Origin of the sequence: Mycolicibacterium aubagnense, from assembly GCF_010730955.1 — a bacterium.
Taxonomy (GTDB): domain Bacteria; phylum Actinomycetota; class Actinomycetes; order Mycobacteriales; family Mycobacteriaceae; genus Mycobacterium; species Mycobacterium aubagnense.
Genome location: NZ_AP022577.1, coordinates 1,818,612 through 1,842,087 on the forward strand (window position 1 = coordinate 1,818,612; position 23,476 = coordinate 1,842,087).

A 23,476-nucleotide genomic window follows, 5' to 3' on the forward strand; every position below is an offset into this window, starting at 1 on the left:
GCAAGCTGCCACGCAGCCCACAATTCAGGACATTGCTCAGACGTACTTCTCGTGCACGTAGCACCACCGCCAGTTTTCGCCCGGCTCGAAGGACTGCACGATCTCGTGCCCCGGCGTCTGCGCGTGAGCACTGGCGTGGCGCATCGGCGACGAATCGCAGCAGCCGACGTGCCCACACGTCAGGCACAGCCGTAGATGAACCCAGCGGGTGCCGGCCGCAATGCAGTCCTGACATCCCTTGGTGGTCTGTGGGGTGACGAGGCGGACGTTTTTCAGGTGGGAGTCGCCGAAGATGGATGCCACGGTCTCCACCGTAACCCCGTCACGCCGGGATCACCGGGACGTGCCGGACCGAACGTCGGCCCCGCCGTCGCCAGTTGGCGGCCTGACCTGAAAGCTGGAGGACTGAAATCACTTCGGGAGGGATGGCGGACAGGTGACACATCGGTATGACGTCGTCGTTGTCGGTGGCGGCCCGTCGGGTTCCGCCGCGGCATGGCAGGCAGCGCACGTGGGCGCCAAGGTGCTGGTCGTGGACAAGGCAGAGTTTCCCCGGGACAAACCCTGTGGTGACGGGTTGACCGCCCGCGCCGTCAGTTACCTGCAGAAGATGGGCCTGGCAGACGAAGTCTCCACGTTCCACCGGGTCAACCGGGTCACGGTGTTCAGCCCGAGTCGGTGGGAGATGTCCTTCCCGCGGCGGCCCGGCATGCCCGACCACGGACACACCGTCAGCCGCACCCACCTGGACACCGTATTGCTCAGGCACGCCGAGAAGGCCGGGGCGGAAGTTCGCGAGGGCGCCGAAGTGGCAGGACCGGAACTCGACCGCGACGGTCGTGTGGTCGGTGTGGTCCTCAAGACCGGGGAGAAGATCTCGGCGGACGCAGTCATCGCGGCTGACGGCGCGTACTCACCCGTCAAGCGTGCACTGAACATCCGTTCGGAGTACAACGGCTACTCGGCCATCGCGATCCGTTCGGAGATGCACGTGAACCGGCCGGACACCGATTCGTTCGACATCTACCTCAAGCTGCAGTTCCAGGGCGATCAGTTGCCCGGCTACGGCTGGGTGTTCCCGATGGGCAACGGCAAGTTCAACATCGGTGTCGGCTACGTCAACTGCTACCGGAACTGGCAGGCGATCAACGCCACGCAGTTACTGAGCGAATTCCTGGGGTCCCTGCCGCGCGACTGGGACCTGCCGACGATTGCGGACTTGAAGAAGAGCAAGAGCGTGCGGGCATGGCGCCTGCCAATGGGTTTCACCGCGTGGCCGCCGTGGCATCCGGGCGTCGTGTTCACCGGCGACGCACTCGGTGCCGCCAAACCGGTTTCGGGCGCAGGCATCTCCAAGGCGCTCGAATCCGGTGTGGTCGCCGGCGAAAGCGTGATCGCGGCGCTGCAGAACGGCGGCCCCGACGACTTCACCAACTACACCCAGCGTCTGGAGGCTGCCTGGGGCCGGGAGTACCGCATGGGCCGGGGCGGCCACAGGCTCGCAGGTATCCCTGCCATTCCGAACACCGGCATCAAGCTCCTCGACAAAGGATTCGTACGCGACCGCGCCCTCAGGGTCATGTACGGAAAACGGCACGGTCCGCTGCATACGTACTGACCGGCCTACCGCGGCGTCCCGCCGCCGTCGACGATGACGACCTGCCCGGTGATGTAACTGCCTGCGCCCGAACACAACAGCAGCGCTGTGCCCACCATTTCGTCGGGGTTGGCCAGGCGCTTCATCAGTGTGTTCGAAGCCATCGCGTCGATCACCGCCTGCGGGTTGTTGCGCACCATGTCGGTGTCGACCGGACCGGGCGCGATGGCATTGACGCGGATCCCGTCGGCCGCGTAGGCGGCTGCCATTGACCGAGTGAACGAGAGCAGCGCCGACTTGCCCGCGGCGTACATCGACACGAACGGCGCGAACTGAAACGCGCCCACCGATGACATGTTCAGGACGGCCGCCGCCGGGCTGGCCTTCAAGTGCGGCAACGCTTTCTGCACGAGGAACACCGGACCGCGCAGGTTCGAGTCGTACGACTTGGCCCACGCCTCGGGCGTCATCTCCCCGAGCCGCTGGGCGAGCGCGTTGGCCGCGTTGTTCACCAAGACGTCGATGCCACCGAACTCCGCGACAGTGGCGTCCACCAGCCGGTCGAGATCGTCGAGGTTGCCCATGTTCGTGGGCACGCCGATCGCGTTGCCGCCCAGGCCGCGCAGGTGCTCGGCCGCGGCCTCGCAAGCGTCGGGCTTGCGGCTGGCCACCACCACGTTGGCACCGGCCAGGACGAACCCCTCGGCCATCGCCAAGCCGATACCACGCGTCCCGCCGGTCACGATGGCGGTGCGGCCGGTCATATCGAACAGGCGGTCAAATGTGGTGCGGTCCATGGCTAGCAGTAGAACATAGGCGGTGCGGAGGCCAACAGACCCGCACCGACGAGCGGGCATCAGGATGCCGCGGCGGCTCGGAGTGCCGCGGCGAGATCGGTGCGGCGTGTCGGCTCTGTTGCGACACTTGCGGTTTGGAGACGTCAACTTTCGTTGACGGTCAGGGAAAGCTGACGGCTGCCGACGCGAGTTATGTGAACAGAGCCCTGACCCAGGAAGTCGCGGTGCCCAGAGCTAAGGCCGACCGCCGATCGTCCTCGAACTGACGAACTCCCGCTCCTCCCCGGTCACCGGATCGGTGAATGCGAGCCGGTGCGCCAGCAGCTGCAGCGGCGTCGAGAAATCTCCAAGCGCCACGTCAAGCACCCTGGGGTACAAGGGATCACCGTCGATCGGCAGTCCCAGCGAGTTCATGTGCACGCGTAACTGGTGGGTACGGCCCGTCGACGGCGTCAATCGGAACAGCCCGTCCCCCAGCGGCTCTACCAACGTCACCGCATTCACCTCACCCGGCTCCACGACAGCCTGTAAAGACCCCCGTCGCTTCACAATTCGGTTGCGCAGCTCGACCGGCTCGACCAGCTCGGCCGGTGTCCCGGCCGACGACCGCGCCAGATACGTCTTGGCCGCCGCACCCGAGGCGAACATCGTCTGATACGCCCCGCGCACCTCGCGTCGTGCGGTGAACACCAGAACCCCGGCGGTCAGCCGGTCCAGCCGGTGGGCCGGCGAGAGCTCCCACAACCCCAAGGCCCGCCGCATCCGCACCAGGGCCGTCTGCACCACATGTCCGCCGCGGGGCATGGTGGCCAGGAAATGCGGCTTGTCCACCACGACGATGTTCTCGTCGCGGTACAGCACCGGCATGTCAAACGGGACCACGACCTCATCGGGCAGATCCCGGTACCAATAGATGAACGCCCCGGCCGGCAGCTCGGTCACCTCCGTGACCACGGACCCGTCAGCGCAAACCACCTCGCCGGCAAGCACTTTCGCGGCCGCGTCGGCGCCGAACCGAGAATGCAGCTCGGCCAGCACCGGCCCGCCGTGCACCCGCAGACGAGAAGGTCCTATCCCCTCGTAGCCGGGACGGGCGGGCAGGCTCAATCGAGCGGCACCGGCTCGAGGATCTCCGACCGAGCTTCGGGAGCCGCCGCCCGCAACGCATCTGCCGATTCGTCGTCGGGCTGCGTCTGCGACAGCACCTCGGCTTCCACCCGCGCCAGGTAGGTCGCCACCTCCCGGTCGACGTCCTCGGCGCTCCAACCCAGCACGGGTGCAACAACTTCCGCGACCTCACGGGCGCAGTCCACACCGCGGTGCTGGTACTCGATGGAGATCCGCATGCGGCGGGCCAGGATGTCCTCGAGGTGCAGCGCACCCTCTGCCGCGGCCGCGTACCAGGCCTCGACCTTCAGATACACCGGCGCCTCGGTGATGGGTTCTAAGAGGTCAGGCCGGACTGCGGCATTCTTGTGCGCCATGTCCAGTACCTCGCCGATCAGCGAGCCGTAGCGGTCCAGCAGGTGGCGCACCCGGTAGGGATGCAGGCCGTAGTGCTGGCCGACGTGTTCGGTCTGGTTGATCAACGCGAAATAGCCGTCGGCCCCGAGCAGCGGCACCTTCTCGGTGATCGACGGCGCCACCCGGGTCGGCACGAACTCACTGGCCGCATCGATGGCGTCCTCGCCCATGACCCGGTAGGTGGTGTACTTGCCGCCCGCGATGGCCACCAGGCCCGGAGACGGCACCGCGACCGCGTGCTCGCGGGACAGTTTGGAGGTCTCCTCGCTCTCCCCGGCCAGCAGCGGGCGCAGGCCCGCGTAGACACCGTCGATGTCGTCATGGTTGAGCGGGGTGGCCAGCACCTTGTTGACGTGCCCGAGGATGTAGTCGATGTCGGCCTTCGTCGCCGCCGGGTGCGCCAGGTCCAAGTTCCAATCGGTGTCCGTGGTGCCGATGATCCAGTGGGTGCCCCACGGGATCACGAAGAGCACCGACTTCTCGGTGCGCAGGATGATCGCCACCTCGCTGACGATGCGGTCCCGCGGCACGACGATGTGCACGCCCTTGGAGGCGCGGACCCGGAACCGGCCGCGCTCCTTCGACAACGCCTGAATCTCGTCGGTCCACACCCCGGTGGCGTTGACCACCACGTGGCCGCACACCTCGGTCACCGCACCGGTCTCCGAGTCGCGGACCCGCACGCCGGTGACCCGGTCGCCTTCGCGGAGCAGCGCCACGACTTGCGTCGAGGTGCGGACGACGGCTCCGTAGTGCGCCGCGGTGCGGGCGACGGTCATGGTGTGCCGTGCGTCGTCGACGACGGTGTCGTAGTACCGGATCGCGCCGATCAATGAACTGCGCTTGAGCCCGGGAGCCAGCCGCAGCGCCCCGGCCTTGAGGAGGTGTTTCTGCGCGGGCACCGACTTGGCGCCGCCCAGCTGGTCGTACAGGAAGATGCCCGCGGCAATGTAGGGGCGCTCCCAGATCCGTTTGGTCAGCGGGAACAGGAACGGCAGCGGCTTCACCAGGTGGGGCGCCAAAGTGGTCAACGACAGTTCGCGTTCGTACAGCGCCTCCCGCACCAGGCCGAACTCGAGCTGCTCCAGGTAGCGAAGGCCGCCGTGGAACATCTTGCTGCTCCGGCTGGACGTGCCCGAGGCGAAGTCGCGCGCCTCGACGAGTGCGACCTTCAGCCCGCGCGTCGCCGCATCCAGCGCCGCACCGGCCCCGACGACGCCGCCGCCGATCACGATGACGTCGAACTGCTCGGCGCCCAGCCGGTTCCAGGCGGTCTCGCGCTGCGCGCGGTTCAGCAGGGTCTGCCCATTACCCGGTCCGGGAATCGGGTCACTCACGGCGGAACTCCTCGTGGTTACTCGTCGGTAGGCGTTGCCTGACCGAGCCTACGTGGTCAGCCCTGCTCGTGCGTCAGCCCTGCTCGTGCGTCAGTCCAGATCGTCGTGAGCCATGAGCCGGCGGGCCGTCTCGATGATCGAGCCGGACAGCGACGGATAGACCGACAAGGTCTGGGCCAGATCGGTCACCGAGATCCGGTTCTGCACCGCCAGCGCGATCGGCAGGATCAGCTCGGAGGCGATCGGCGCGACCACCACACCGCCGATCACCACGCCGGTGGCCGGGCGACAGAAGATTTTCACGAAGCCGTGCTCGAGCAATGACATCTTGGCCCGCGCATTGGTGTTCAAGGGAAGCATCAGGGTGCGGGCCGGGACGGTACCGGCATCGATCGCCGACTGCGGCACCCCGACCGCGGCGATCTCCGGCCGAGTGAACACCGCGGCGGCGACAGTCCGCAGCTTGATCGGCGAAACCCCTTCACCCAGTGCGTGATACATCGCGATGCGGCCCTGCATGGCGGCCACCGAGGCCAGCGGCAGCAGGCCGGTGCAGTCGCCCGCCGCGTAGATGCCCGACGCCTTCGTGCGCGACACGCGGTCGACGCTCAGATAATTCCCGGGGCCGAGCTCGATGCCGACCTTCTCCAGTCCGAGGCCCGACGTGTTGGGCACCGACCCGATGCTCATCAACGCGTGGCTGCCCTCCACGACGCGGCCGTCGGCCAGGCTCACCTTGACGCCGGTATCGGTACGGACCACCGAATCGGCGCGGGCGTTCTTGACCAACGTCACACCGCGCTCGGAGAACACCTCCTCGAGCACCGCGGCGGCATCAGAGTCTTCGTGCGGCAGGATCTGGTCGCGGCTGGCCACCACCGTGACCTTGACGCCGAGTTCTGTGTAGGCGTTGCAGAACTCGGCACCGGTGACACCGGAACCCACGATGACCAGGTGCTCGGGCAGGTCGGTCAGGTCGTACAGCTGCCGCCAGTTCAGGATGCGCTCACCGTCGGGCTTGGCGTTGGGCAGCACCCGAGGGCTCGCGCCGGTGGCGATCAGCACGACGTCAGCCTTGAGAACTCCGGTTCGGCCGTCGGGCGTCGTGACCTTGACCCGGTGATGGGCCATACCGGGGATGCTGTCGACCAGCTCACCGCAGCCGGCCACCACATTGACCCCGGCACGCAGCAGCTGACCGCCGATGTCGACCGACTGACTGCGCGCCAGCGTCTTGACCCGGTTGTTGATCTGCGACAACGAGATCTTGGCGTCCTCGATCTTGATGTCGAAGCCCAGCCCGTCGGCCCTGCGCAGCTCGGTTCGCACGCCGCTGGAAGCGATGAACGTCTTGGACGGCACACAGTCCCAGAGCACGCACGCACCACCGATACCGTCGCGGTCGATGACCGTCACCTCAGTTGCCTCAGGGCCATAACCGGCGGCAACCAGGGCTGCCTCATACCCGGCGGGACCGCCGCCGATGATCACGATGCGGGTAACCACGGCTACATCTAACCCTGAGTTGGGTGCCCGACGCCCGACAACAAGCCGTAGGCTTGCCGAGTGCCGCTCTACGCCGCTTACGGATCGAACATGCATCCGGAGCAGATGCTTCAGCGGGCCCCGCATTCTCCGATGGCGGCCACCGGGTGGCTGCACGGCTGGCGGCTGACGTTCGCCGGCGCCGACATCGGCTGGGAGGGCGCGCTGGCGACGCTGGTCGAGGATCCGCTCTCGAAGGTCTTCGTCGTGCTCTACGACATGACCCGCGAGGACGAGGAACGCCTGGATCGCTGGGAAGGCTCCGAGCTCGGGATCCACAAGAAAATCCGGTGCCGGGTGCACCGGGTGTCGTCGGACACCTCGACCGAACCGGTGCTCGCCTGGCTGTATGTGGTCGACGCCTGGGAGGGCGGGCTGCCCTCGGCCCGGTACCTCGGGGTCATGGCTGAGGCCGCCGAGATCGCCGGTGCCCCCGCCGACTACGTCCACCACCTCCGCACCCGCCCGTCCCGCAACATCGGGCCGTAGGAGCTGCGCGCCACCCCCTACCCGCGAGCGTGCGTGTCTGTCGCCGACACGCCGTCATTTGCGTGCATTTTCGTCGCGCCCACCGTTGATGAGCGCGACGAAATCGACACCGCCAGTTATCAACAGTTCGCGATTCATCCACAGATGACCCCCGACCAGTGTCGGCGGCGGGTCGAGTGGCCTCAAGATCGCGACTATGAATGCCGACGTCGACGTCTTGCTGGCTATCCAAGACGGCGTGGCCACCAGTAGCCAGATTCTGACTCGGCAGTCCCGGCGGGAGTTCAACGAGGATCTGAGAACCGGAGCGCTGCAACGCATCTGGCAGGGAATCTATTCACGCGGCGAGCCTGATGACTGGACCCGGCTACGCGGACTCGACCACTCCGCCGGTGCCGTTGTTCCCGTCTGCCTCGGCACCGCGGCGGCGCTTTACGGCTTCGACACCGAGAACCCGAAGGACCTGCACGTCCTCAATCCCCCGCATCACCAATTACGGAACGCGGACGGGTTGGTGGTGCATCGCCGCGACGGCGCGCCGATGGCAGAGGTCTGCGGCCGGCCGGCCACCACCGCAGCATGGACCGCCATCGAGGTCGCCCGCTCGCTACGTCGGCCGCGGTCGCTGGCCACCTTGGATGCGGCGTTGCGGTCGGGCACGTGCGACCGGGTCGAACTGTCACGGGCTGTGACGAGGCAAGCTGGTCGTCGAGGCATCGTCGCAGTGCGTGAATTGCTGCCGCTGGCAGATGCACGCGCCGAGTCTCCGATGGAGAGCGAAGCGCGGCTCGTGATGATCGACGGTGGCCTGCCCGCGCCGGAACTCCAATACGAACTCATTGACGGTCGTGGGCAACTGCGGCGCCTCGACTTTGCCTGGCCCGACCACCGGGTGGCAGCGGAGTACGACGGAATGGATTGGCACAGTGGCGCTGATGCGATGCTGGCCAACCGGAACCGAACGTCAGCACTGATGGACATCCAGTGGACTGTGGTGCCGATCGTCTTCGAGGACGTCCGGCGACGGCCCGACGATCTGGTGTCCCGGATTGCCATGCAGTTGCGTCACGCGCGGGCCGCGTGACAGTGCCCAGAATGCACGCGAAATGCGGCGTGTCGCACGCAAACACGCACGCTCGCGGTTAGAAGGCAGCGGCCTGCTCGACGATGTTGACCAGCACCCGGACGCCGACGCCGAGGGCGCGTTCGTCGAGGTCGAAGTTCGGCTGGTGGAGGTCGAGTTGCGGTCCGACGCCCGGCCAGACGCCGAGCCGGGCCATGGCACCCGGCACCTCTTCCAGGTACCAGGAGAAGTCTTCGCCGCCACCGGATTGCTTGGTGTCGGCCAGTGCTTCCGGACCCAGCGCCTCGATGGCGTGGGTCATGATCCGCGTCGACAGTTCCTCATTGACCACCGGTGGCACGCCGCGCCGGTACAGCACCGTGTGATCGACGTTGAGCGGCGCCAGCAGTGACGAAACAATTTCGCGGACAATCGATTCCATCTCCACCCAGGCGTCGCGACTGGCGGTGCGGATGGTCCCGGCCAGGGTTCCGGTCTGCGGAATGGCGTTCGACGCGAACCCGGCATTGACCGCGCCCCACACCATCACGGTGCTGTGCCGCGGGTCCACGCGACGGGACAGGATGCCGGGCACCCCTGTGATCAGCGTGCCGAGCGCGTAGACCAGGTCACCCGTGAGGTGCGGGCGGGACGTGTGCCCACCCGGCGAATGCAGGGTGATCTCCATCTGATCGGCCGCCGACGTGATGGGTCCTGGAATGGTGGCGACCTTACCCACCTCCAGCCGTGGATCACAGTGCAGCGCAAAGATTCTCGATACCCCGGCCAGCACACCAGCGGAGATCGCATCCAGCGCGCCGCCAGGCATCAGTTCCTCGGCGGCCTGGAACACCAGGCGCACACCAACCGGCAGCGTCGGCGCCGACGCGAGAGCCAGCCCGGCGCCCAGGAGCACCGCCGTATGGCCGTCGTGTCCGCAGGCGTGTGCCACGTTGGGGACCGTCGAGGCGAACGGCAGACCGGTTCGCTCGTCCATCGGCAGCGCGTCCATGTCGGCGCGCAGGGCGATCCGCGGCCGGTCCTCGGGGCCGAAATCACAGGTCAAGCCAGTGCCGCCGGGCAGAATCTTCGGGTTCAAACCGGCCTCGGCCAGCCGCGTCGCGACGAACTTGGTGGTCTCGAACTCCTGCCGGCCCAACTCCGGGTTGGCGTGCAGATGCCGCCGCCACCCGACCAGGTCACCGTAGTTCGTGGCCAGCCAGCGCTCGGCGTGGTCCGAGAGGGTCATCCGCGCCCTGCCTTCACTTGTCGCTCAACCGCTGCCCGGTCCGCCATCTTCTGCATAACCCGAGCCCGCTCGTCAGGGTCCTGCGCCAACGCAACCACGGTGCGCGCCAACATGGTTGCGCCCTCGGTGACGGCCTCATCCGCACTCGGCCCCGCCGCCGCCGCGGTGAACTCGGGCTGGTGGATCGACGCCCCGTTGGCCTCGATCCCGACCACCGGATGGATACCCGGCATCACCCGCGTGACGTTACCCATGTCGGTACTACCAAGGGGGACAGACACTTCCAAATCCACCGGGAGCGGAGTGCGGCCCAGCCGCTCCATCTCGGCCCTGAACACCGTCGTCAACCACGGGTCGGGAGTCAGCGCATCGTATCGCGGTGACACCTCGGTCACCTCATGCGTGCAGCCCGTCGCCAAGGCGCCGGCCGCAAAGCAGGAGAACATCCGAACTTCCAGCACGTCCAGGGACGCCGAGTCGGTGGCGCGCATCGTGTACAGCAATTCCGCATGCGCCGGAATCACATTCGGCGCCTGACCGCCGTCGGTGACGATGCCGTGCATCATCTGACCGGGTGCCAGCTGCTGACGCAGCAGCCCGATCGCCACCTGAGCGACCGTCACCGCGTCGGCGGCATTGATGCCCAGGTACGGGGCGACGGCGGCGTGCGACTCGCGCCCGCGGTAGGCCACCGACACCTCGGACAGCGCCAGTGAGCGGGCGCCCGCGATGTCGACCGGGCCGGGGTGCAGCATCACCGACGCCGCGACGTCGTCGAACACACCGGCGTTCAGCAGCAACGCTTTTCCACCGCCGGCCTCTTCGGCCGGGGTACCGATGAGCGCCACGGTGATGCCGAGTTGGTCGGCGACCTCGGCCAGCGCCAGCGCCGTCCCGACCGCCGACGCGGCAATGATGTTGTGCCCGCAGGCATGTCCGATGCCGGGCAACGCGTCGTACTCGGCACAGATGCCGATCACCAGATCGCCGCTGCCGTAGTCGGCACGGAACGCGGTGTCCAGACCGCCGGCGGCCGTGGTGACCTGGAAGCCACGTTCGGCCACGAGCGCCTGGGTCTTGGCACAGCTGCGGTGCTCCGCGAAAGCCAGTTCCGGCTCGGCGTGAATCGAGTGCGACAGCTCGATCAGATCGGCGCGGTGACGCGCGACGGCATCGGTCACCGTCTGCAGTGCGTCTCCCGTGAGCATCATGGAAGTATCGCACCGGCCCGTTTGGCCGCAGCTGGCAACTGTCGGGGCGAGCGAAGCGACGGGATAGACCTAAGGTGGACGCCGTGACCGATCCGCAGGCCACCCCTGACTTCGCGGCCGCTGAAGCCGCCGCCGCCATCCGTGACCGCACCGGAATCGCCGGCTTTGACGTGGCCGTCGTGCTCGGTTCGGGCTGGGCCCCGGCCGCCGCCGCGCTGGGCGAGCCCTCAGCCGCCATCGCGATGGGTGACCTCCCCGGATTCTCCCCGCCGACCGCGTCCGGACACGGCGGGCAGGTGCTGGCGCTGCAGGTCGGCAGCCGGAGAGTGCTGGTCATGCTGGGTCGCATCCACGCCTACGAAGGCCATGACCTGCGCCATGTCGTCCATCCCGTGCGCACCGCCATCGCAGCGGGCGCACAAACTGTGGTGCTCACCAACGCGGCGGGCGGCCTGCGCGAGGAGTACTCGGTGGGCCAGCCGGTGCTGATCAGCGACCACCTGAACCTGACGGCCCGCTCGCCTCTGGTCGGTGCGCAGTTCGTCGACCTGGTCGACGCCTACTCGCCGCGGCTGCGGGGGCTGGCCCGCGCGGTCGACCCATCGCTGGCCGAAGGCGTGTACGCCGGGTTGCCCGGCCCGCATTACGAGACGCCCGCCGAGATCCGGATGCTGCGGACCCTCGGTGCCGATCTGGTCGGCATGTCGACGGTGCACGAGACCATCGCGGCGCGCGCCGGCGGGGCCGAGGTGCTCGGCATTTCGATGGTGACCAATCTGGCGGCCGGTATGACGGGCGAGCCACTCAGCCACGCCGAGGTGCTGGAAGCGGGACGCCAGTCCGCGACCCGAATGGGGACGCTGCTGGCCGAGTTACTCCTGCGGATGTGACCCCGTGGCTTCTGCACCCCTGACCTTCGGCACCGCCGGCCTCCGCGGCCCCATGCGTGAGGGCCTCGACGCCATGAACGTGACCACCGTCAGTCGCGCGACGTGGGCGGTGGCCCAGGTGCTCAAGGACCGTCCCCGGGGTGGCTCGACGGTCGTGGTCGGTCGCGACGCGCGACACCACTCCGACGAATTCGCCACAGTGACGGCAGAAATCTTTGCGGCCCAGGGCTTTTCCGTCGTGCTGCTCCCCCACCCGGCGCCGACACCCGTCGTCGCCTATGCGGTGCGACATCTCAATGCCGTTGCCGGCGTGCAGATCACGGCGTCGCACAATCCGCCGGCCGACAACGGCTACAAGGTGTACTTCAACGGCGGAATCCAGATCGTCCCGCCGACCGATCGGGACATCGAGACCGCGATGCGCCAGGCACCGACCGACATCGCCCGGCAGCCCGTGTCACCTGCCGACGAGACGCTCGTCGAACAGTACGCGCGGCACACCGGGGCCCTGCGCACGACCGAAGGCGACGTCCGGGTGGCGCTGACCGCGATGCACGGAGTCGGTGGCGCACTCGCGGTGGAGGTACTGAACCGCGCCGGCATCGCCGATATCCACACGGTGGCAACACAGTTCGACCCCGATCCGGATTTCCCCACCGTGACGTTCCCGAATCCCGAGGAACCCGGCGCCACCGACCTGCTGCTGGCATTGGCCGCCGAGATCGGCGCCGAAGTCGCGGTCGCCCTCGACCCCGATGCGGACCGCTGTGCCGTGGGCATCCCGACCGCTAGTGGCTGGCGCATGCTGTCCGGCAACGAAACCGGTTGGCTACTGGGCGATTACCTGTTGTCGCGCCTGCACCCGGACGAAGCCAGAGACGCCGTCGTCGCCAGCTCACTCGTCTCGTCACAGCTGCTCGCCACGATCGCTGCCGACTACGGCGCCCACCACGTCGAAACCCTCACCGGCTTCAAGTGGCTGGCCCGCGCTGACAACGACATTCCGGGCGCCACCCTGCGCTACGCCTATGAGGAGGCCATCGGGCACTGCGTCGACCCCGACGCAGTGCGTGACAAAGACGGCATCAGCGCCGCGGTGGTGTTCTGCGATCTGGTTGTGGCACTACGGAATCAAGGCCAGACGGTCGAGGATCGCCTGGACTCCCTCGCCGCGAAATACGGCGTCCACGTCACCGGCGCGGTTTCGGTGCACACCGACGCCGACGCGGTGATGGCCCGCCTGCGGGCCGAACCGCCGACCCAGATCGCGGGTATCCCGGTCCGCACGCAGGACCTGGCCCAACTCCGGGGGCAACGGCGCACCGACGCCCTGATCTGCACCGGCGAGGGCCTGCGGGTCGCGGTGCGTCCGTCGGGTACCGAGCCAAAAATCAAGGGCTACGTCGAAATCAGCAGGCCGCCGGCCGCCGATGTGACGGCCAACCGGACCATCGCCGAGTCAGCACTGGCGAGTATCCGGGACGCGGTAGCCGGCCTCCTGGCCCCGTCCTGAGTGTCCCTGACACCTTCGCGCCGGAACCCGTCAGCGTGTGTTGACATTGTCAGCAGATGCTGACGGCTCCAGATCGCAAGTGTTGCAGGAGCAGACGACACGCCGACGCAAGCGACACGCCCCATGCCATCGTCAGCGCGGACCGAACTGCCGGTCCCCCGCATCGCCCAGACCCGGCACGATGTACGCGTCGGCATTTAGGCTCTCGTCGATGGTCGCGGTGACCAACTTCAACGACGGAACCACCTTCTCCACCAAGGCAATTCCGTCGGGAGCACACACCACGCACACGGCGGTGATGTCGTCCGCCCCGCGGTCGAGAAGCAGGCGCAGGGTGTGCGCCAGGGACCCACCGGTGGCCAGCATCGGGTCCAGCACCATGACCGGCCGGCCGCTCAGATCTGCCGGCAGCGACTCCAGGTACGGCGTCGGTTGATGGGTCGTCTCGTCACGGGCCATGCCGACGAAGCCGACCTGCGCCTCCGGGATCAACGCGTGCGCCTGGTCGACCATGCCCAGACCGGCGCGCAGCACCGGCACCAACAAAGGTGGGTTCGACAGCCGCGACCCCGTGGTAGCCGCCACCGGGGTCTGGACCGGTGTCTCCTCACAGGCCAGGGTGCGGGTGGCCTCGTAGACCAGCATCAGCGTCAGGTCGCGCAGCGCAGCCCGAAACCCCGCGTTGTCGGTGCTCTCGTCGCGCAAGGTGGTCAGCCGCGCGGCGGCCAGGGGGTGGTCGACGACCCGGACGTCCATGGGCGCCAAGATTAATGGAACCGAACGGGGCCGGCGGCCGTCTTATCCACATGACCCGAAACCTGACCGTGGACCCGTCGGCCCTGCACGCCCTGGCCACGCACTACCGCGGTCACAGCACCGAACTGGCCACGCATGCCGCGACCCTGACGGCCCTCACACAACAGTTCGACGTGTTCGGCCCGGTCGGCGCGACCTTCGCCGCCGCCCTGGCACGAGCGACGTACCACCAGGCCCAGATGGCGCACCGGCTCAGCGCGCACCTCGACATCGGCAGTGCCACGGCCCTCGGCACCGCCGCCGGCTTCACCGACGCGGACCACAGCGCCGGCGGCCGGATCGGAGCCTGGTGATGACCGGCTCGTTGACAACTGCCCTCGCGGCGCCGATCCGGGAGGTGCAGGCTTTGGTCGGTACCGGCGGAACTGATCCATCCGATGCCCTGCGCGCGGTGCAGTCCGGGCTGGACGACGTGGCCGCCGCTGCCGACGGCGCGTGGCAGCAGGCGCAAGGGCAGTGGACCGGCGCCGCAGCGGGCAGTGCGGGCCAGTTCGCGAACGCGGCCGTCACGGCCATCGTGGCGATGGCGATGACCGCCGGGCAACTCAGCACCCACACCGAACGCGCCGCCGCCGCAGTGGCACGGGCCCGCAAACGTCTCGACACCATCCTGCGCAATTTCGAGACCAGAGCCGCCGAGCTCGAAGCCACTCTCGAATCTCCCGCCGACGCCGCGGCACTCATCGACGAAGCCAGCCGTGCTCTCGACGAGGCCATCGCCGTGGTCGACGAGCTGCACGCCGAACTCGCCGGCCAAGCCGAGCAGGTCACCGCGGCAGCGGGAGCGCCTCCGTCGCAGACCCACGGATCCCCCTGGCCGACAAGCGGATTGGGCACTGGATCGGCCACCGGACCCGGGCCGGGCATGGGCCTGCCGAGCCCGGGTACAGCTCCCGGCCTTGGCGCCAATTGGGCGAGCGGACTCGCGGCACCCGCTGCCCACGCCGCGCAGGCCGCCCTCACCCACCGCCGACCGCCCGACCCGGAAAAATTCGGCGCCGGCGAAGCCGTCACGCTGCCCGACGGCAGCACCGCCACCGCACCCAACAAGGTCGCGGCCGACGCGGTGCGGCACGCCCTCACCCAATTGGGTGTGCCGTACGTGTGGGGCGGGACGACACCCGGCGTCGGGCTGGACTGCAGCGGCCTGACGCAGTGGGCGTATCGCGAGGCCGGCCTCGACCTACCGCGGCTGGCGCAGGAGCAGGACATCGGCGCCACCGTCGACCGCGGCTCGCTACGCCCCGGAGACCTCGCGGTGTGGGACGGCCACGTCGCGATGATCGTCGGCAACGGCCTCATGGTGGAAGCGGGCGACCCGGTTCAGCTGTCCCCGATCCGAACCACCAACCTGAATCAGGGTTTCCACGGCTTCTTCCGCCCCACCGCATGACAAGTACCGAATACGACGACACGATGGCCCGCGCCCGCGCGGCGTTGGCGAGGCTGAGGCGTGCGGCGGCCGACCTGTCGAGAGCGGACGCCGCCGATATCACCGCGGCGCTCCAGCACCTGCGCGACGATCTGCACCAACACGGCCCGCCCGCCACCCGGCGACCCGATGCCCCCAGCGTCGGCCAACCCGAACGCCGATAGGCTGTGCCGCATGGCTGCTGACATCGTGCCGGTTCGGCTCGGGTTGACCAAAGGCGATCTGTACACCCTGTGGGCGCCGCTGTGGCGCGACGCGGACGACGAGTGGGAAGCGTTCCTCGGCCACGAGGAAGACCTCTACGCCTTCGAATCCGTCGCTGACCTGGCCGCTTTCGTGCGCACCAACACCGACAACGACCTCGCCGACCACCCGAAGTGGAAGGCGCTCGGCGAGGCCAACGCCCACCGTCTGAACCCGGACGAGAGCCACCTGCACGACCTGGTCGGCGTGCCGGAACTGGTCGCCGAGAAGCCCACCGAGGAGTCCGTCACCGCACTGCGGCGAACGCTCCAGGTGGTTGGCGCGCTCGGCTCGGTGTGCGACCTGATCGCGGTGGCGAAGTTCTTCAACGGCAACCCCGTGCTCTCGACGCTCGGCGGCGGGGCCGAGGCCTACTCGGGCCGGGCCGGCCGCAAGCGCTGGGCCGACATCGAGGCCGCCGTCGGCCGCAGCTGGGACCATGTGCTCGACGCCATCGACGCGCTGGTGACCACCCCCGAGGTCGACGCCAAGGCCGCGGAGAAGGCCCAGGCAGAGCTCGACGAGCCCGCGCCGGAGCCCGAGGAAGACGAACTCGACGAGGCCGAGGCTGCGGCCGAAGACTCCGACGACGCGGTCATCGAGGACGAGGTGGACACCGACTCCGAGGAGGCGGCCCTCACCGCACAGGCCGAGCGCCAGCTGCTCGGCGGCGACGAGGACTTCTGGGAGCGCGTCGGCATCGACCCGATCCGCATCATGACCAAGGGCGGCACCTTCTACACGCTGCGCTGCTACTACAACGACCAGCCGCGGTTCCTCGGCCGCAACGGCCGCATCAGCGTGTTCGGCTCGGAGCGCGCCCTGGCCCGCTACCTGGCCGACGAGCACGAGAGCGACCTGTCCAGCTTCGAGGCCTACAGCGACATCCGCACCGCGGCCACCGACGGCTCGTTGCAGATCCGCGTCACCGAGGACAACGTCTACGTGCTCAGCGGCCTGTCGGACGACATCTCCGACGGCCCCGACGCCGTCGACCGCGAACAGCTGGACCTGGCGGTCGAGTTCGTCCGCGACGTGTGTGACTACGCCGATGACGGCACCGCCGACAAGTACCTGACCACCAGCCAGCCGCTGGGCAAGTTCGTCGGTCATGTGCTGGAGCCCGAGACCGTCGGCGCCCCGTCGAAGCCATACGCCGAGGCCGTCGCCCAGTGGGAGACGCTGGAGCGCTTCGTCGAGTCACGCCTGCGCCAGGAATAACGCGCGCGCGATGAGTTGAGGCGGCCGGCCGGGTCTGCACTGGCATGACCCAGACCAGCGCCCAGCCCATCGTCCGTCGTCTCGCCGTCCCCGGCGCCACCCTGCACTACGAGGTGCGCGGCCGCGGGCCGGTGCTCGCCGTCATCGGTTCGCCGATGACGGCGTCCGAGTTCGCCTCGGTGGCCGACGCCCTGGCCGTCGACCACACCGTCGTGACGTACGACCCCCGCGGCCTCGGTGCCAGCCCCATCGATGATCCCGCGCAGGACTCCACACCGGAACTCCGCGCCGACGATGTCGCCGCGATCCTCGACGACCTGGGCGCCGGTCCGGCCGACGTGTTCGGTTCCAGTGGCGGCGCGGTGACCGGCCTGGCACTGGCTGCCAAGTACCCCGGCTGGGTGCGCACGCTGGTCGCGCACGAACCGCCGCTATTGGAGCTGCTGCCCGCGTCGGAAGCCGCCAAACAACGCGCGGCGACGCGGGACATCATCGCCACCTTCCACAGCGACGGGCCCGGCGCAGCGATGGCGAAGTTCATGGCCACGGCAGGCTTCGACCAGTCCGAGGAGGGCGCGCCCGTTCCGCCGGGACCGCCGCCCGCATCGAGCGAGATGGCCAAGCAGCTCGCCGACCTGTCCCGGTTCTTCAACCATGAATTACTGTGCACCACAACGTATGTGCCGGACGCCGAGGCGCTGAAAGCAGCCCGGATCGTGGTAGGCATCGGCGCCGAATCCGAGCACCTCATCACCCACGGCACCTCGCTGGCACTGTGCCGCCTGCTGGGCGTCGAGCCCGTCGTCTTCCCGGGCGATCACGGTGGGTTCATGGCCTCGCCCGCCGGGTTCGCCGACGCGCTGCGGGCCGCTCTGTCCGACTGAAACCGCCTTCACCTGCGATAACCCGACCCCGGTTCCAACAGCTAAGAAATCGCGTTGCAAAATTAGTTAGCAAGGCGTAAGAATTTCCCAAGAATCCGCTGAGTAAGCGGAGCCGCCTGCCAATGGCAGGCGATGGCAGCAGCTTGATCGTCGGGGTCGGTCAGCGAGTTGAGCGGAAGGTGGTCGGGTGCGGTCGGTGTCGACGGGTCGACGATTGAAGCAGGGGTCGATGGGGCTGCTGAAGAAGGTCTGGATACCGCTTCTTCTGGTGGTCGTGCTGGCGGTGTCGGGTCTCGTGGTGTCCCGCCTGCACACGAAGTTCGGGTCGGAGAACCTCAACGCCCATGCCGGTGCGGGCATCGAGATCGTCCAGTTCAACCCCAAGGTCCTGGTGTACGAGGTCTATGGACCGCCCGGAAGTTCGGCCGAGATCAGCTACTTCGATCCCGACGCCAACGTGCACTCCGTCAGCGCCCCGCTGCCCTGGTCCGTCACCCTGTCCACCACCTTGCCCACCGTCAGCGCGAACCTGATGGCCCGCAGCGACGGTGAGCAGAGCAGCGACCACATCGGTTGCCGCGTCACCGTCAACGGCACCGTCCGTGAGGAACAATCCGCAAATGGCGTCAACGCCCAGACCTACTGCCTGGTGAAGTCCGCATGACCGAAACGCTTGAGACACAACACAAGACAGCAGACAAGCGGCCCAAGTTCGCCCATGCGCTGCGCATCCTGTCGGTGCCGATCATCCTGTTCTGGATCGCGATCGCCGTACTGGTGAACGTGATCGCGCCTCCGCTCGAAGTCGTCGGCGAGCTGCACGCCGCACCGATGGCGCCCGAAGACGCCCCGTCGATGCACGCGATGAAGTTGATGGGCGCCAACTTCAAGGAGTTCAACTCCAACAGCACCATCATGGTCGTCGTCGAGGGCAAGGAACCGCTGGGCCCGGACGCCCACGCGTACTACGACGAGATCATCCGCAAACTGCAGCGCGATCCCGAGCACATCCAGCACATCCAGGATTTCTGGGGCGACACGCTGACGGCGGCCGGAGCCCAGAGCGCCGACGGCAAGGCGTCGTACGTGATGCTCAATCTCGCCGGCGAACAGGGCATGACGCTTGCCAACGAAGGCGTGGATGCGGTCCGCAAGGTCATCGAGGAGACGAAAGCCCCGCCGGGCGTGCAGGCGTACGTCGCCGGGCCCGCCGCCCTGACCGACGATCTGCACGTCATCGGCAACGCGAGCCTGGTGATGATCACCCTGATTACCCTCGCCGCGATCGCGGGCATGCTGCTCGTGGTCTACCGCTCGGTCAGGACCACGCTGGTCCAGCTGTTCTTGACGTTCCTGGCGCTGCTGACCGCGCGCGGTGTGGTTTCGGTGCTGGCGACCCACGATGTGTTCGGCTTGACCACCTTCGCGGGCAACATCCTGACCATGTTGGCGATCGCCGCCGCAACCGACTACGGCATCTTCATCTTCGGCCGGTACCGCGAAGACCGCGGCATGGGCCTGGACCGGGACGACTCGTACTACGCCACCTTCACGTCCGTCGCGCCCGTGATCGTGGGTTCCGGGCTGACCATCGCCGGCGCGACGTACTGCCTGAGCTTCTGCCGCCTGCCCTACTTCACCACCATGGGCGCTCCGGTCGCGATCGGCATGCTCGTGGTGGTGGCGATCTCGGTCACGGTAGGCCCCGCCGTCCTGTACCTCGGCAGCCGGGTCGGGATGTACGAATCCAAGCGGCCCCCGCAGAGCAGGTTCTGGCGCCGCATCGGCACGTCCGTGGTTCGTTGGCCCGCACCGATTCTGGTGGCCAGCCTCTTCGTCGTGCTGATCGGGATCGTGGCCATCCCCGGCTACAAGCCCGCCTACAACGACCGCTACTACCTGCCCGCGGACGCCAAGGTCAACATCGGCTTCGCGGCCGCCGACCGGCACTTCACCCAGGCCCGGATGAACCCCGACATCCTGATGGTCGAGTCCAGCCACGACATGCGCAATCCCGCCGACATGCTGGTGCTGAACAAGATCGCGAGCAACGTGATGCACACCGAGGGCATCGCGATGGTGCAGAGCATCACCCGACCGCTCGGAATCCCCATACAGCACAGCTCGATTCCGTTCCAGACGAGCATCTCGGGCCAGACCAGCAACATGAACCTGCCGTTCCAGCGCAAGCAACTGGAAGACCAGCTGAGGATGATCGACGCGACCAACGTCTCGATCGACATCCTGGAGAAGCAGTACGCGCTGTCCCTCGAACAGACCAGGCTGACCCAGGACTCGGACCGCAAGTCCCAGGAGCTGCTCAAGGTGACCGAGCAGATGCGCGACAACATCGCGAACTTCGACGACCAGTTCCGGCCGATGCGCAACTACTTCTACTGGGAACCGCACTGCTTCGACATCCCGATGTGCGCGGCGATCCGGTCGGTGTTCGACTCCCTGGACGGCATCGATGAACTGACCGACCGAACCGCAGATGTCCAGGTCAACACCGACAAGCTCTCCGATCTGGCGCCGAAGCTGACGGCGCTGCTCCCCCAGACCATCGCGTCGATGAAGACGAGCCGGGACTTGTCGCTGGCGTCGTACAACTCGCAGAAGGCGCTAATCGACCAGATGCAGGCGATGAACGACACCGCACTGGCGATGGGCGCCGCCTTCGACGGCGCCAAGAACGACGACCTGTTCTACCTGCCGCCCGAGGCCTTCCAGAACCCGGACTTCCAGCGCGGGCTGAAGATGTTCATGTCGCCGGACGGCAAGTCGGCACGCATGTTCATCACCCACCAGAGCGACCCGGCGACCGTCGACGGCATCGCCCGGGTGGAGTCCGAACGCAAGGCCGCACAAGAGGCCTTGAAGATGTCGTCGCTGTCGGACGCCAAGATCTACCTCGGCGGCGTCGCGGCGACCTACAAGGACATGGCGGACGGCGCACGCTACGACCTGATGATCGCCGTCGTGTCCTCGCTGACGCTGATCTTCATGATCATGCTCATCCTGACCCGCAGCGCCGTCGCGGCGCTGACGATCGTCGGCACGGCGGGCAGCTCCATCGCCGCGTCCTTCGGCATCTCGGTGCTGCTGTGGCAGGACCTGTTCGGCATCCAGGTGCAGTGGCTCGTCATGCTGATGTCGGTCATCATCCTGTTGGCGGTCGGTTCGGACTACAACCTGCTGCTGGTCTCCCGGTTCAAGGACGAGATCCATGACGGACTGAAGACCGGCATCATCCGGTCCATGGCCGGCACCGGCGGTGTCGTCACGTCAGCCGGACTGGTGTTCGCGGCCACCATGGCCGGCATGATGGCCAGCAAGCTGATCGTGCTGGCTCAGATGGGCTCGACCATCGCCATCGGTCTGCTGATCGACACCTTCATCGTGCGGTCACTGCTGATGCCGTCCATCGCAGTGCTGCTCGGCCGCTGGTTCTGGTGGCCGCAGGTGGTGCACCCGCGGGGCAAGTACAACACCGAGAAGTTCGTGCCCAAGGCGTTCCAGCAGCCGCAGCAACAGCAACCCGCGACCGCGGGGGTGGCGGCCGGGCGGCACTCGGGTTCCGAGGATGACGCCCCGACCGACAGCTACCCGACCAGCACGGCGTAGCGCGGTTTGATGACGTCGTCGATGATCGCGAGCCGCTCGTCGAACGGGATGAAGGCCGACTTCATGGCGTTGATGGTGAACCGCTGCAGGTCGGTCCAGCCGTAGCCGAACTCGTTCACCAGGTGCGCCATCTCCTGGGTCATGGTGGTGTCGCTCATCAGGCGGTTGTCGGTGTTCACGGTGACGCGGAAGCGGAGCCGCGCCAACTGGTCGAACGGATGCTCGGCGATGCTCGCCGCGGCGCCGGTCTGCACGTTGCTGCTCGGGCACATCTCCAGTGGAATTCGCTTGTCCCGCACGATGTTCGCCACCCGGCCGAGCCGGAAGGCACCGTCGGGCCCTTCCTCGATGTCGTCGACGATGCGCACGCCGTGCCCCAGCCGGTCGGCGCCGCAGAAGGCGATGGCCTCGTGGATCGACGGCAGCCCGAAGGCCTCACCGGCGTGAATCGTGAAACGCGCGTTGTTGCCCCGCATGTACTCGAAGGCATCGAGGTGGCGGGTCGGGGGGTAACCGGCCTCCGCGCCGGCGATGTCGAACCCGACCACACCCAGGTCGCGGAACCGGATGGCCAACTCGGCGATCTCGCGGGACCGAGCGGCGTGCCGCATGGCGGTGACCAGACACCGGACCGTCGTCGCCTGTCCGGCAGCGGCCGCGGCCTTCTCCCCGTCGGCGAACCCGGCCAGCACTGCGTCGACGACCTCGTCCAATACGAGACCGCCGTCGATGTGCAGCTCGGGCGCGAACCGGACCTCGGCGTAGACCACGTTGTCGGCGGCCAGATCCTCGACGCATTCGTACGCGACGCGGTACAGCGCATCGGTCGTCTGCATGACGCCGACGGTGTGCGCGAACGGCTCCAGATAGCGGACGAGTGACCCGCTGTGCGCCTGGGTGCGGAACCACATCGCCAGTTCACCGACGTCCATGGTGGGGAGGTCGCCGTAGCCGCTCTGCTCGGCCAACTCCACCACCGTCGCGGGGCGTAGGCCGCCGTCCAGGTGATCGTGCAACAGCGCTTTCGGTGCCTGCTTGATCTGATCCAGCGTCAGGGTGGTCATGCGTCCATCTTGCGCCGGATGGCGGTTTTTAGCCCGCCGGTTCCGCCGCCGGCAACAGCCGTGTCCGGAAGAGTTCCAGCACCTGGTCCAATGCGACTCGGGTGGGCTGGCCCGGCTCGTCGATCAGATGCTCGGTGACCACCGAGTGCGGTGGCAGGCGGGCGTCGGGGTTGGCGTCGGCGTCCTCGAGTTCGACGGCGATGAAGGCATCACCGAGCTGTTCGCGCAGGAACTCGAAACGCTCCGCCGGGACCAGCTTGTCGCTCTTGAACCGCATCCCGATGACGTTGAGCCCACGGGCACACCGGCCTTTGACGACCTCCAGGTCGGCCGGCGAGATGTCGATGTTGCGGCGCTGTTTGGCGGTCAGCCCCACGGGCATCGAGGGCTGAGACAGCACCGGGGCCAGGATGACGTCGTCGGTGGCCATCGCCAGGGCGTAGCCGCCGGTGAAGCACATGCCGATCGCGCCGACGCCGGGGCCGCCGCAGCGTTCGTGTTCGGCGCGCGCCAGTGCGCGCAGCCAGTCCACCACCGGCGACGTCTTGCCGGTGGCGAGGATCGTGAACTCCTTGCTGATGCACGACGGCACCACTGACGCCATGCCTTTGAGCGCGGCCAGGTTGCTGGCGTTGGGGTCGAGGCCCGGGATGCCGAAAAGGTGCGGCAGTACGGCGGTACAACCCAGGTCGGCAACCTTGCGGGCGAAGTCGAGAACCTTGGGCGTGATGCCCGGGATTTCGGCGATCACGATGACGGCCGGGCCGCTGCCGCGACGAAATACGGTGCGGGTCGTGCCGTCGTAGGTGAACTCGGAGCGTTCGAAGTCGAGCAGAGCGTCGTCAGCCATGCGCATGACCCTAGCCGCGCACATCTGGCAGAGCCATGGATGTCACTTTCGCCCATCGCGAATCGGCCGTGGCCGTAGGTCGGATCCGAGAAATTTACGGGTATGCCCATTCCTGTAGGTTTCCTGT

General features: G+C 67.7%; 22 protein-coding genes. 12 read left to right on the top strand and 10 right to left on the bottom strand.

The genetic code is table 11. From position 1 onward, the window contains the following. Positions 1-36: 36 nt before the first annotated feature. On the bottom strand, positions 37-303 hold the full coding sequence (locus tag G6N59_RS08995) for a UBP-type zinc finger domain-containing protein (protein ID WP_043397744.1): 267 nt from the start codon (positions 301-303) through the stop codon (positions 37-39). Positions 304-436: 133 nt separating this feature from the next. Between G6N59_RS08995 and G6N59_RS09000 the strand changes: the two genes are divergently transcribed. After that, on the top strand, positions 437-1,618 hold the full coding sequence (locus G6N59_RS09000; RefSeq protein ID WP_138231843.1) for an NAD(P)/FAD-dependent oxidoreductase: 1,182 nt from the start codon (positions 437-439) through the stop codon (positions 1,616-1,618). A gap of 5 nt (positions 1,619-1,623) precedes the next feature. Here G6N59_RS09000 and G6N59_RS09005 read toward each other — a convergent pair whose 3' ends face one another. From G6N59_RS09005 to G6N59_RS09020, 4 genes are all read right to left on the bottom strand, one after another. Continuing rightward, the gene (locus G6N59_RS09005) at positions 1,624-2,394 is read right to left on the bottom strand and encodes an SDR family NAD(P)-dependent oxidoreductase (RefSeq protein WP_138231844.1); all 771 of its coding nucleotides are present in this window, start codon (positions 2,392-2,394) and stop codon (positions 1,624-1,626) included. 234 nt (positions 2,395-2,628) lie between these two features. Continuing rightward, positions 2,629-3,501, bottom strand: a complete 873-nt coding sequence (locus G6N59_RS09010) for a pseudouridine synthase (RefSeq protein ID WP_138231845.1) — start codon at positions 3,499-3,501, stop codon at positions 2,629-2,631. Continuing rightward, entirely contained in the window at positions 3,498-5,255 is a 1,758-nt protein-coding gene (locus G6N59_RS09015; protein ID WP_138231846.1) for a glycerol-3-phosphate dehydrogenase/oxidase, read from the bottom strand. Before G6N59_RS09015 ends, G6N59_RS09010 begins: the two co-directional genes overlap by 4 nt. Positions 5,256-5,345: 90 nt before the next feature. Beyond that, positions 5,346-6,761 carry an NAD(P)H-quinone dehydrogenase gene (locus tag G6N59_RS09020; protein WP_138231847.1) on the bottom strand — a complete coding sequence of 472 codons (1,416 nt, stop codon included), beginning with the start codon at positions 6,759-6,761 and terminating at the stop codon, positions 5,346-5,348. 60 nt (positions 6,762-6,821) lie between these two features. On the opposite strand from G6N59_RS09020, the gene G6N59_RS09025 reads away from it, so the two are divergent. Continuing rightward, positions 6,822-7,289, top strand: coding sequence for a gamma-glutamylcyclotransferase family protein (locus G6N59_RS09025; RefSeq protein ID WP_029105535.1), 468 nt, complete (start codon positions 6,822-6,824; stop codon positions 7,287-7,289). Positions 7,290-7,485: 196 nt separating this feature from the next. After that, positions 7,486-8,373 (top strand): type IV toxin-antitoxin system AbiEi family antitoxin, encoded by an 888-nt coding sequence (locus G6N59_RS09030; RefSeq protein ID WP_138231848.1) that lies wholly within the window; start codon positions 7,486-7,488, stop codon positions 8,371-8,373. A gap of 58 nt (positions 8,374-8,431) precedes the next feature. Here the strand turns inward: G6N59_RS09030 and G6N59_RS09035 are convergent, their stop codons facing one another. Together G6N59_RS09035 and G6N59_RS09040 are read right to left on the bottom strand one after the other, a co-directional pair. After that, entirely contained in the window at positions 8,432-9,601 is a 1,170-nt protein-coding gene (locus G6N59_RS09035) for a M20 family metallopeptidase (protein WP_138231849.1), read from the bottom strand. Then, on the bottom strand, positions 9,598-10,809 hold the full coding sequence (locus tag G6N59_RS09040) for a M20 family metallopeptidase (RefSeq protein WP_138231916.1): 1,212 nt from the start codon (positions 10,807-10,809) through the stop codon (positions 9,598-9,600). The genes G6N59_RS09035 and G6N59_RS09040 overlap by 4 nt, the downstream gene beginning before the upstream one ends. 86 nt (positions 10,810-10,895) lie before the next feature. Here G6N59_RS09040 and G6N59_RS09045 point away from each other — a divergent pair, with 86 nt between their 5' ends. After that, a complete protein-coding gene (locus tag G6N59_RS09045; RefSeq protein WP_138231850.1) occupies positions 10,896-11,702 on the top strand; it encodes a purine-nucleoside phosphorylase in 807 nt (268 codons plus the stop codon). A 4-nt stretch (positions 11,703-11,706) separates the two neighbouring features. Next, positions 11,707-13,215, top strand: a complete 1,509-nt coding sequence (locus tag G6N59_RS09050) for a phospho-sugar mutase (protein ID WP_138231851.1) — start codon at positions 11,707-11,709, stop codon at positions 13,213-13,215. A 132-nt stretch (positions 13,216-13,347) separates the two neighbouring features. Here G6N59_RS09050 and upp read toward each other — a convergent pair whose 3' ends face one another. Beyond that, on the bottom strand, positions 13,348-13,971 hold the full coding sequence (gene upp / locus G6N59_RS09055; RefSeq protein WP_138231852.1) for a uracil phosphoribosyltransferase: 624 nt from the start codon (positions 13,969-13,971) through the stop codon (positions 13,348-13,350). 50 nt (positions 13,972-14,021) lie between these two features. On the opposite strand from upp, the gene G6N59_RS09060 reads away from it, so the two are divergent. From G6N59_RS09060 to G6N59_RS09090, 7 genes are all read left to right on the top strand, one after another. Then, on the top strand, positions 14,022-14,324 hold the full coding sequence (locus G6N59_RS09060) for a type VII secretion target (protein WP_163911146.1): 303 nt from the start codon (positions 14,022-14,024) through the stop codon (positions 14,322-14,324). Further along, entirely contained in the window at positions 14,324-15,424 is a 1,101-nt protein-coding gene (locus tag G6N59_RS09065) for a C40 family peptidase (RefSeq protein ID WP_138231854.1), read from the top strand. Before G6N59_RS09060 ends, G6N59_RS09065 begins: the two co-directional genes overlap by 1 nt. After that, on the top strand, positions 15,421-15,627 hold the full coding sequence (locus tag G6N59_RS09070; protein WP_138231855.1) for a hypothetical protein: 207 nt from the start codon (positions 15,421-15,423) through the stop codon (positions 15,625-15,627). The genes G6N59_RS09065 and G6N59_RS09070 overlap by 4 nt, the downstream gene beginning before the upstream one ends. Before the next feature lie 10 nt (positions 15,628-15,637). After that, positions 15,638-16,927 carry a protein export chaperone SatS gene (satS, locus tag G6N59_RS09075; RefSeq protein WP_138231856.1) on the top strand — a complete coding sequence of 430 codons (1,290 nt, stop codon included), beginning with the start codon at positions 15,638-15,640 and terminating at the stop codon, positions 16,925-16,927. 44 nt (positions 16,928-16,971) lie between these two features. Next, positions 16,972-17,811, top strand: a complete 840-nt coding sequence (locus G6N59_RS09080; protein WP_138231857.1) for an alpha/beta fold hydrolase — start codon at positions 16,972-16,974, stop codon at positions 17,809-17,811. 229 nt (positions 17,812-18,040) lie between these two features. After that, complete coding sequence (locus G6N59_RS09085; RefSeq protein WP_163911149.1) at positions 18,041-18,475, top strand: MmpS family transport accessory protein; 435 nt, start codon at positions 18,041-18,043, stop codon at positions 18,473-18,475. Then, a complete protein-coding gene (locus tag G6N59_RS09090) occupies positions 18,472-21,435 on the top strand; it encodes an MMPL/RND family transporter (protein ID WP_138231858.1) in 2,964 nt (987 codons plus the stop codon). The genes G6N59_RS09085 and G6N59_RS09090 overlap by 4 nt, the downstream gene beginning before the upstream one ends. Here G6N59_RS09090 and G6N59_RS09095 read toward each other — a convergent pair. Both G6N59_RS09095 and G6N59_RS09100 read right to left on the bottom strand, forming a co-directional pair. Further along, positions 21,414-22,499, bottom strand: coding sequence for an adenosine deaminase (locus G6N59_RS09095; protein ID WP_138231859.1), 1,086 nt, complete (start codon positions 22,497-22,499; stop codon positions 21,414-21,416). The two genes, G6N59_RS09090 and G6N59_RS09095, sit on opposite strands and share 22 nt — an antisense overlap. 28 nt (positions 22,500-22,527) lie before the next feature. Beyond that, entirely contained in the window at positions 22,528-23,349 is an 822-nt protein-coding gene (locus G6N59_RS09100) for a dienelactone hydrolase family protein (protein ID WP_138231860.1), read from the bottom strand. Between the last annotated feature and the right edge of the window lie 127 nt (positions 23,350-23,476).

Bases quoted from the DNA above. Each gene is read 5' to 3' on its own strand.
- G6N59_RS09005 (WP_138231844.1), bottom strand. From the start codon at position 2,394: ATGGACCGCACCACATTTGACCGCCTGTTCGATATGACCGGCCGCACC.
- G6N59_RS09030 (WP_138231848.1), top strand. From the start codon at position 7,486: ATGAATGCCGACGTCGACGTCTTGCTGGCTATCCAAGACGGCGTGGCC.
- G6N59_RS09035 (WP_138231849.1), bottom strand. From the start codon at position 9,601: ATGACCCTCTCGGACCACGCCGAGCGCTGGCTGGCCACGAACTACGGT.
- G6N59_RS09040 (WP_138231916.1), bottom strand. From the start codon at position 10,809: ATGCTCACGGGAGACGCACTGCAGACGGTGACCGATGCCGTCGCGCGT.
- upp (WP_138231852.1), bottom strand. From the start codon at position 13,971: ATGGACGTCCGGGTCGTCGACCACCCCCTGGCCGCCGCGCGGCTGACC.
- G6N59_RS09060 (WP_163911146.1), top strand. From the start codon at position 14,022: ATGACCCGAAACCTGACCGTGGACCCGTCGGCCCTGCACGCCCTGGCC.
- G6N59_RS09065 (WP_138231854.1), top strand. From the start codon at position 14,324: ATGACCGGCTCGTTGACAACTGCCCTCGCGGCGCCGATCCGGGAGGTG.
- G6N59_RS09070 (WP_138231855.1), top strand. From the start codon at position 15,421: ATGACAAGTACCGAATACGACGACACGATGGCCCGCGCCCGCGCGGCG.
- satS (WP_138231856.1), top strand. From the start codon at position 15,638: ATGGCTGCTGACATCGTGCCGGTTCGGCTCGGGTTGACCAAAGGCGAT.
- G6N59_RS09080 (WP_138231857.1), top strand. From the start codon at position 16,972: ATGACCCAGACCAGCGCCCAGCCCATCGTCCGTCGTCTCGCCGTCCCC.
- G6N59_RS09085 (WP_163911149.1), top strand. From the start codon at position 18,041: ATGGGGCTGCTGAAGAAGGTCTGGATACCGCTTCTTCTGGTGGTCGTG.
- G6N59_RS09090 (WP_138231858.1), top strand. From the start codon at position 18,472: ATGACCGAAACGCTTGAGACACAACACAAGACAGCAGACAAGCGGCCC.
- G6N59_RS09095 (WP_138231859.1), bottom strand. From the start codon at position 22,499: ATGACCACCCTGACGCTGGATCAGATCAAGCAGGCACCGAAAGCGCTG.
- G6N59_RS09100 (WP_138231860.1), bottom strand. From the start codon at position 23,349: ATGGCTGACGACGCTCTGCTCGACTTCGAACGCTCCGAGTTCACCTAC.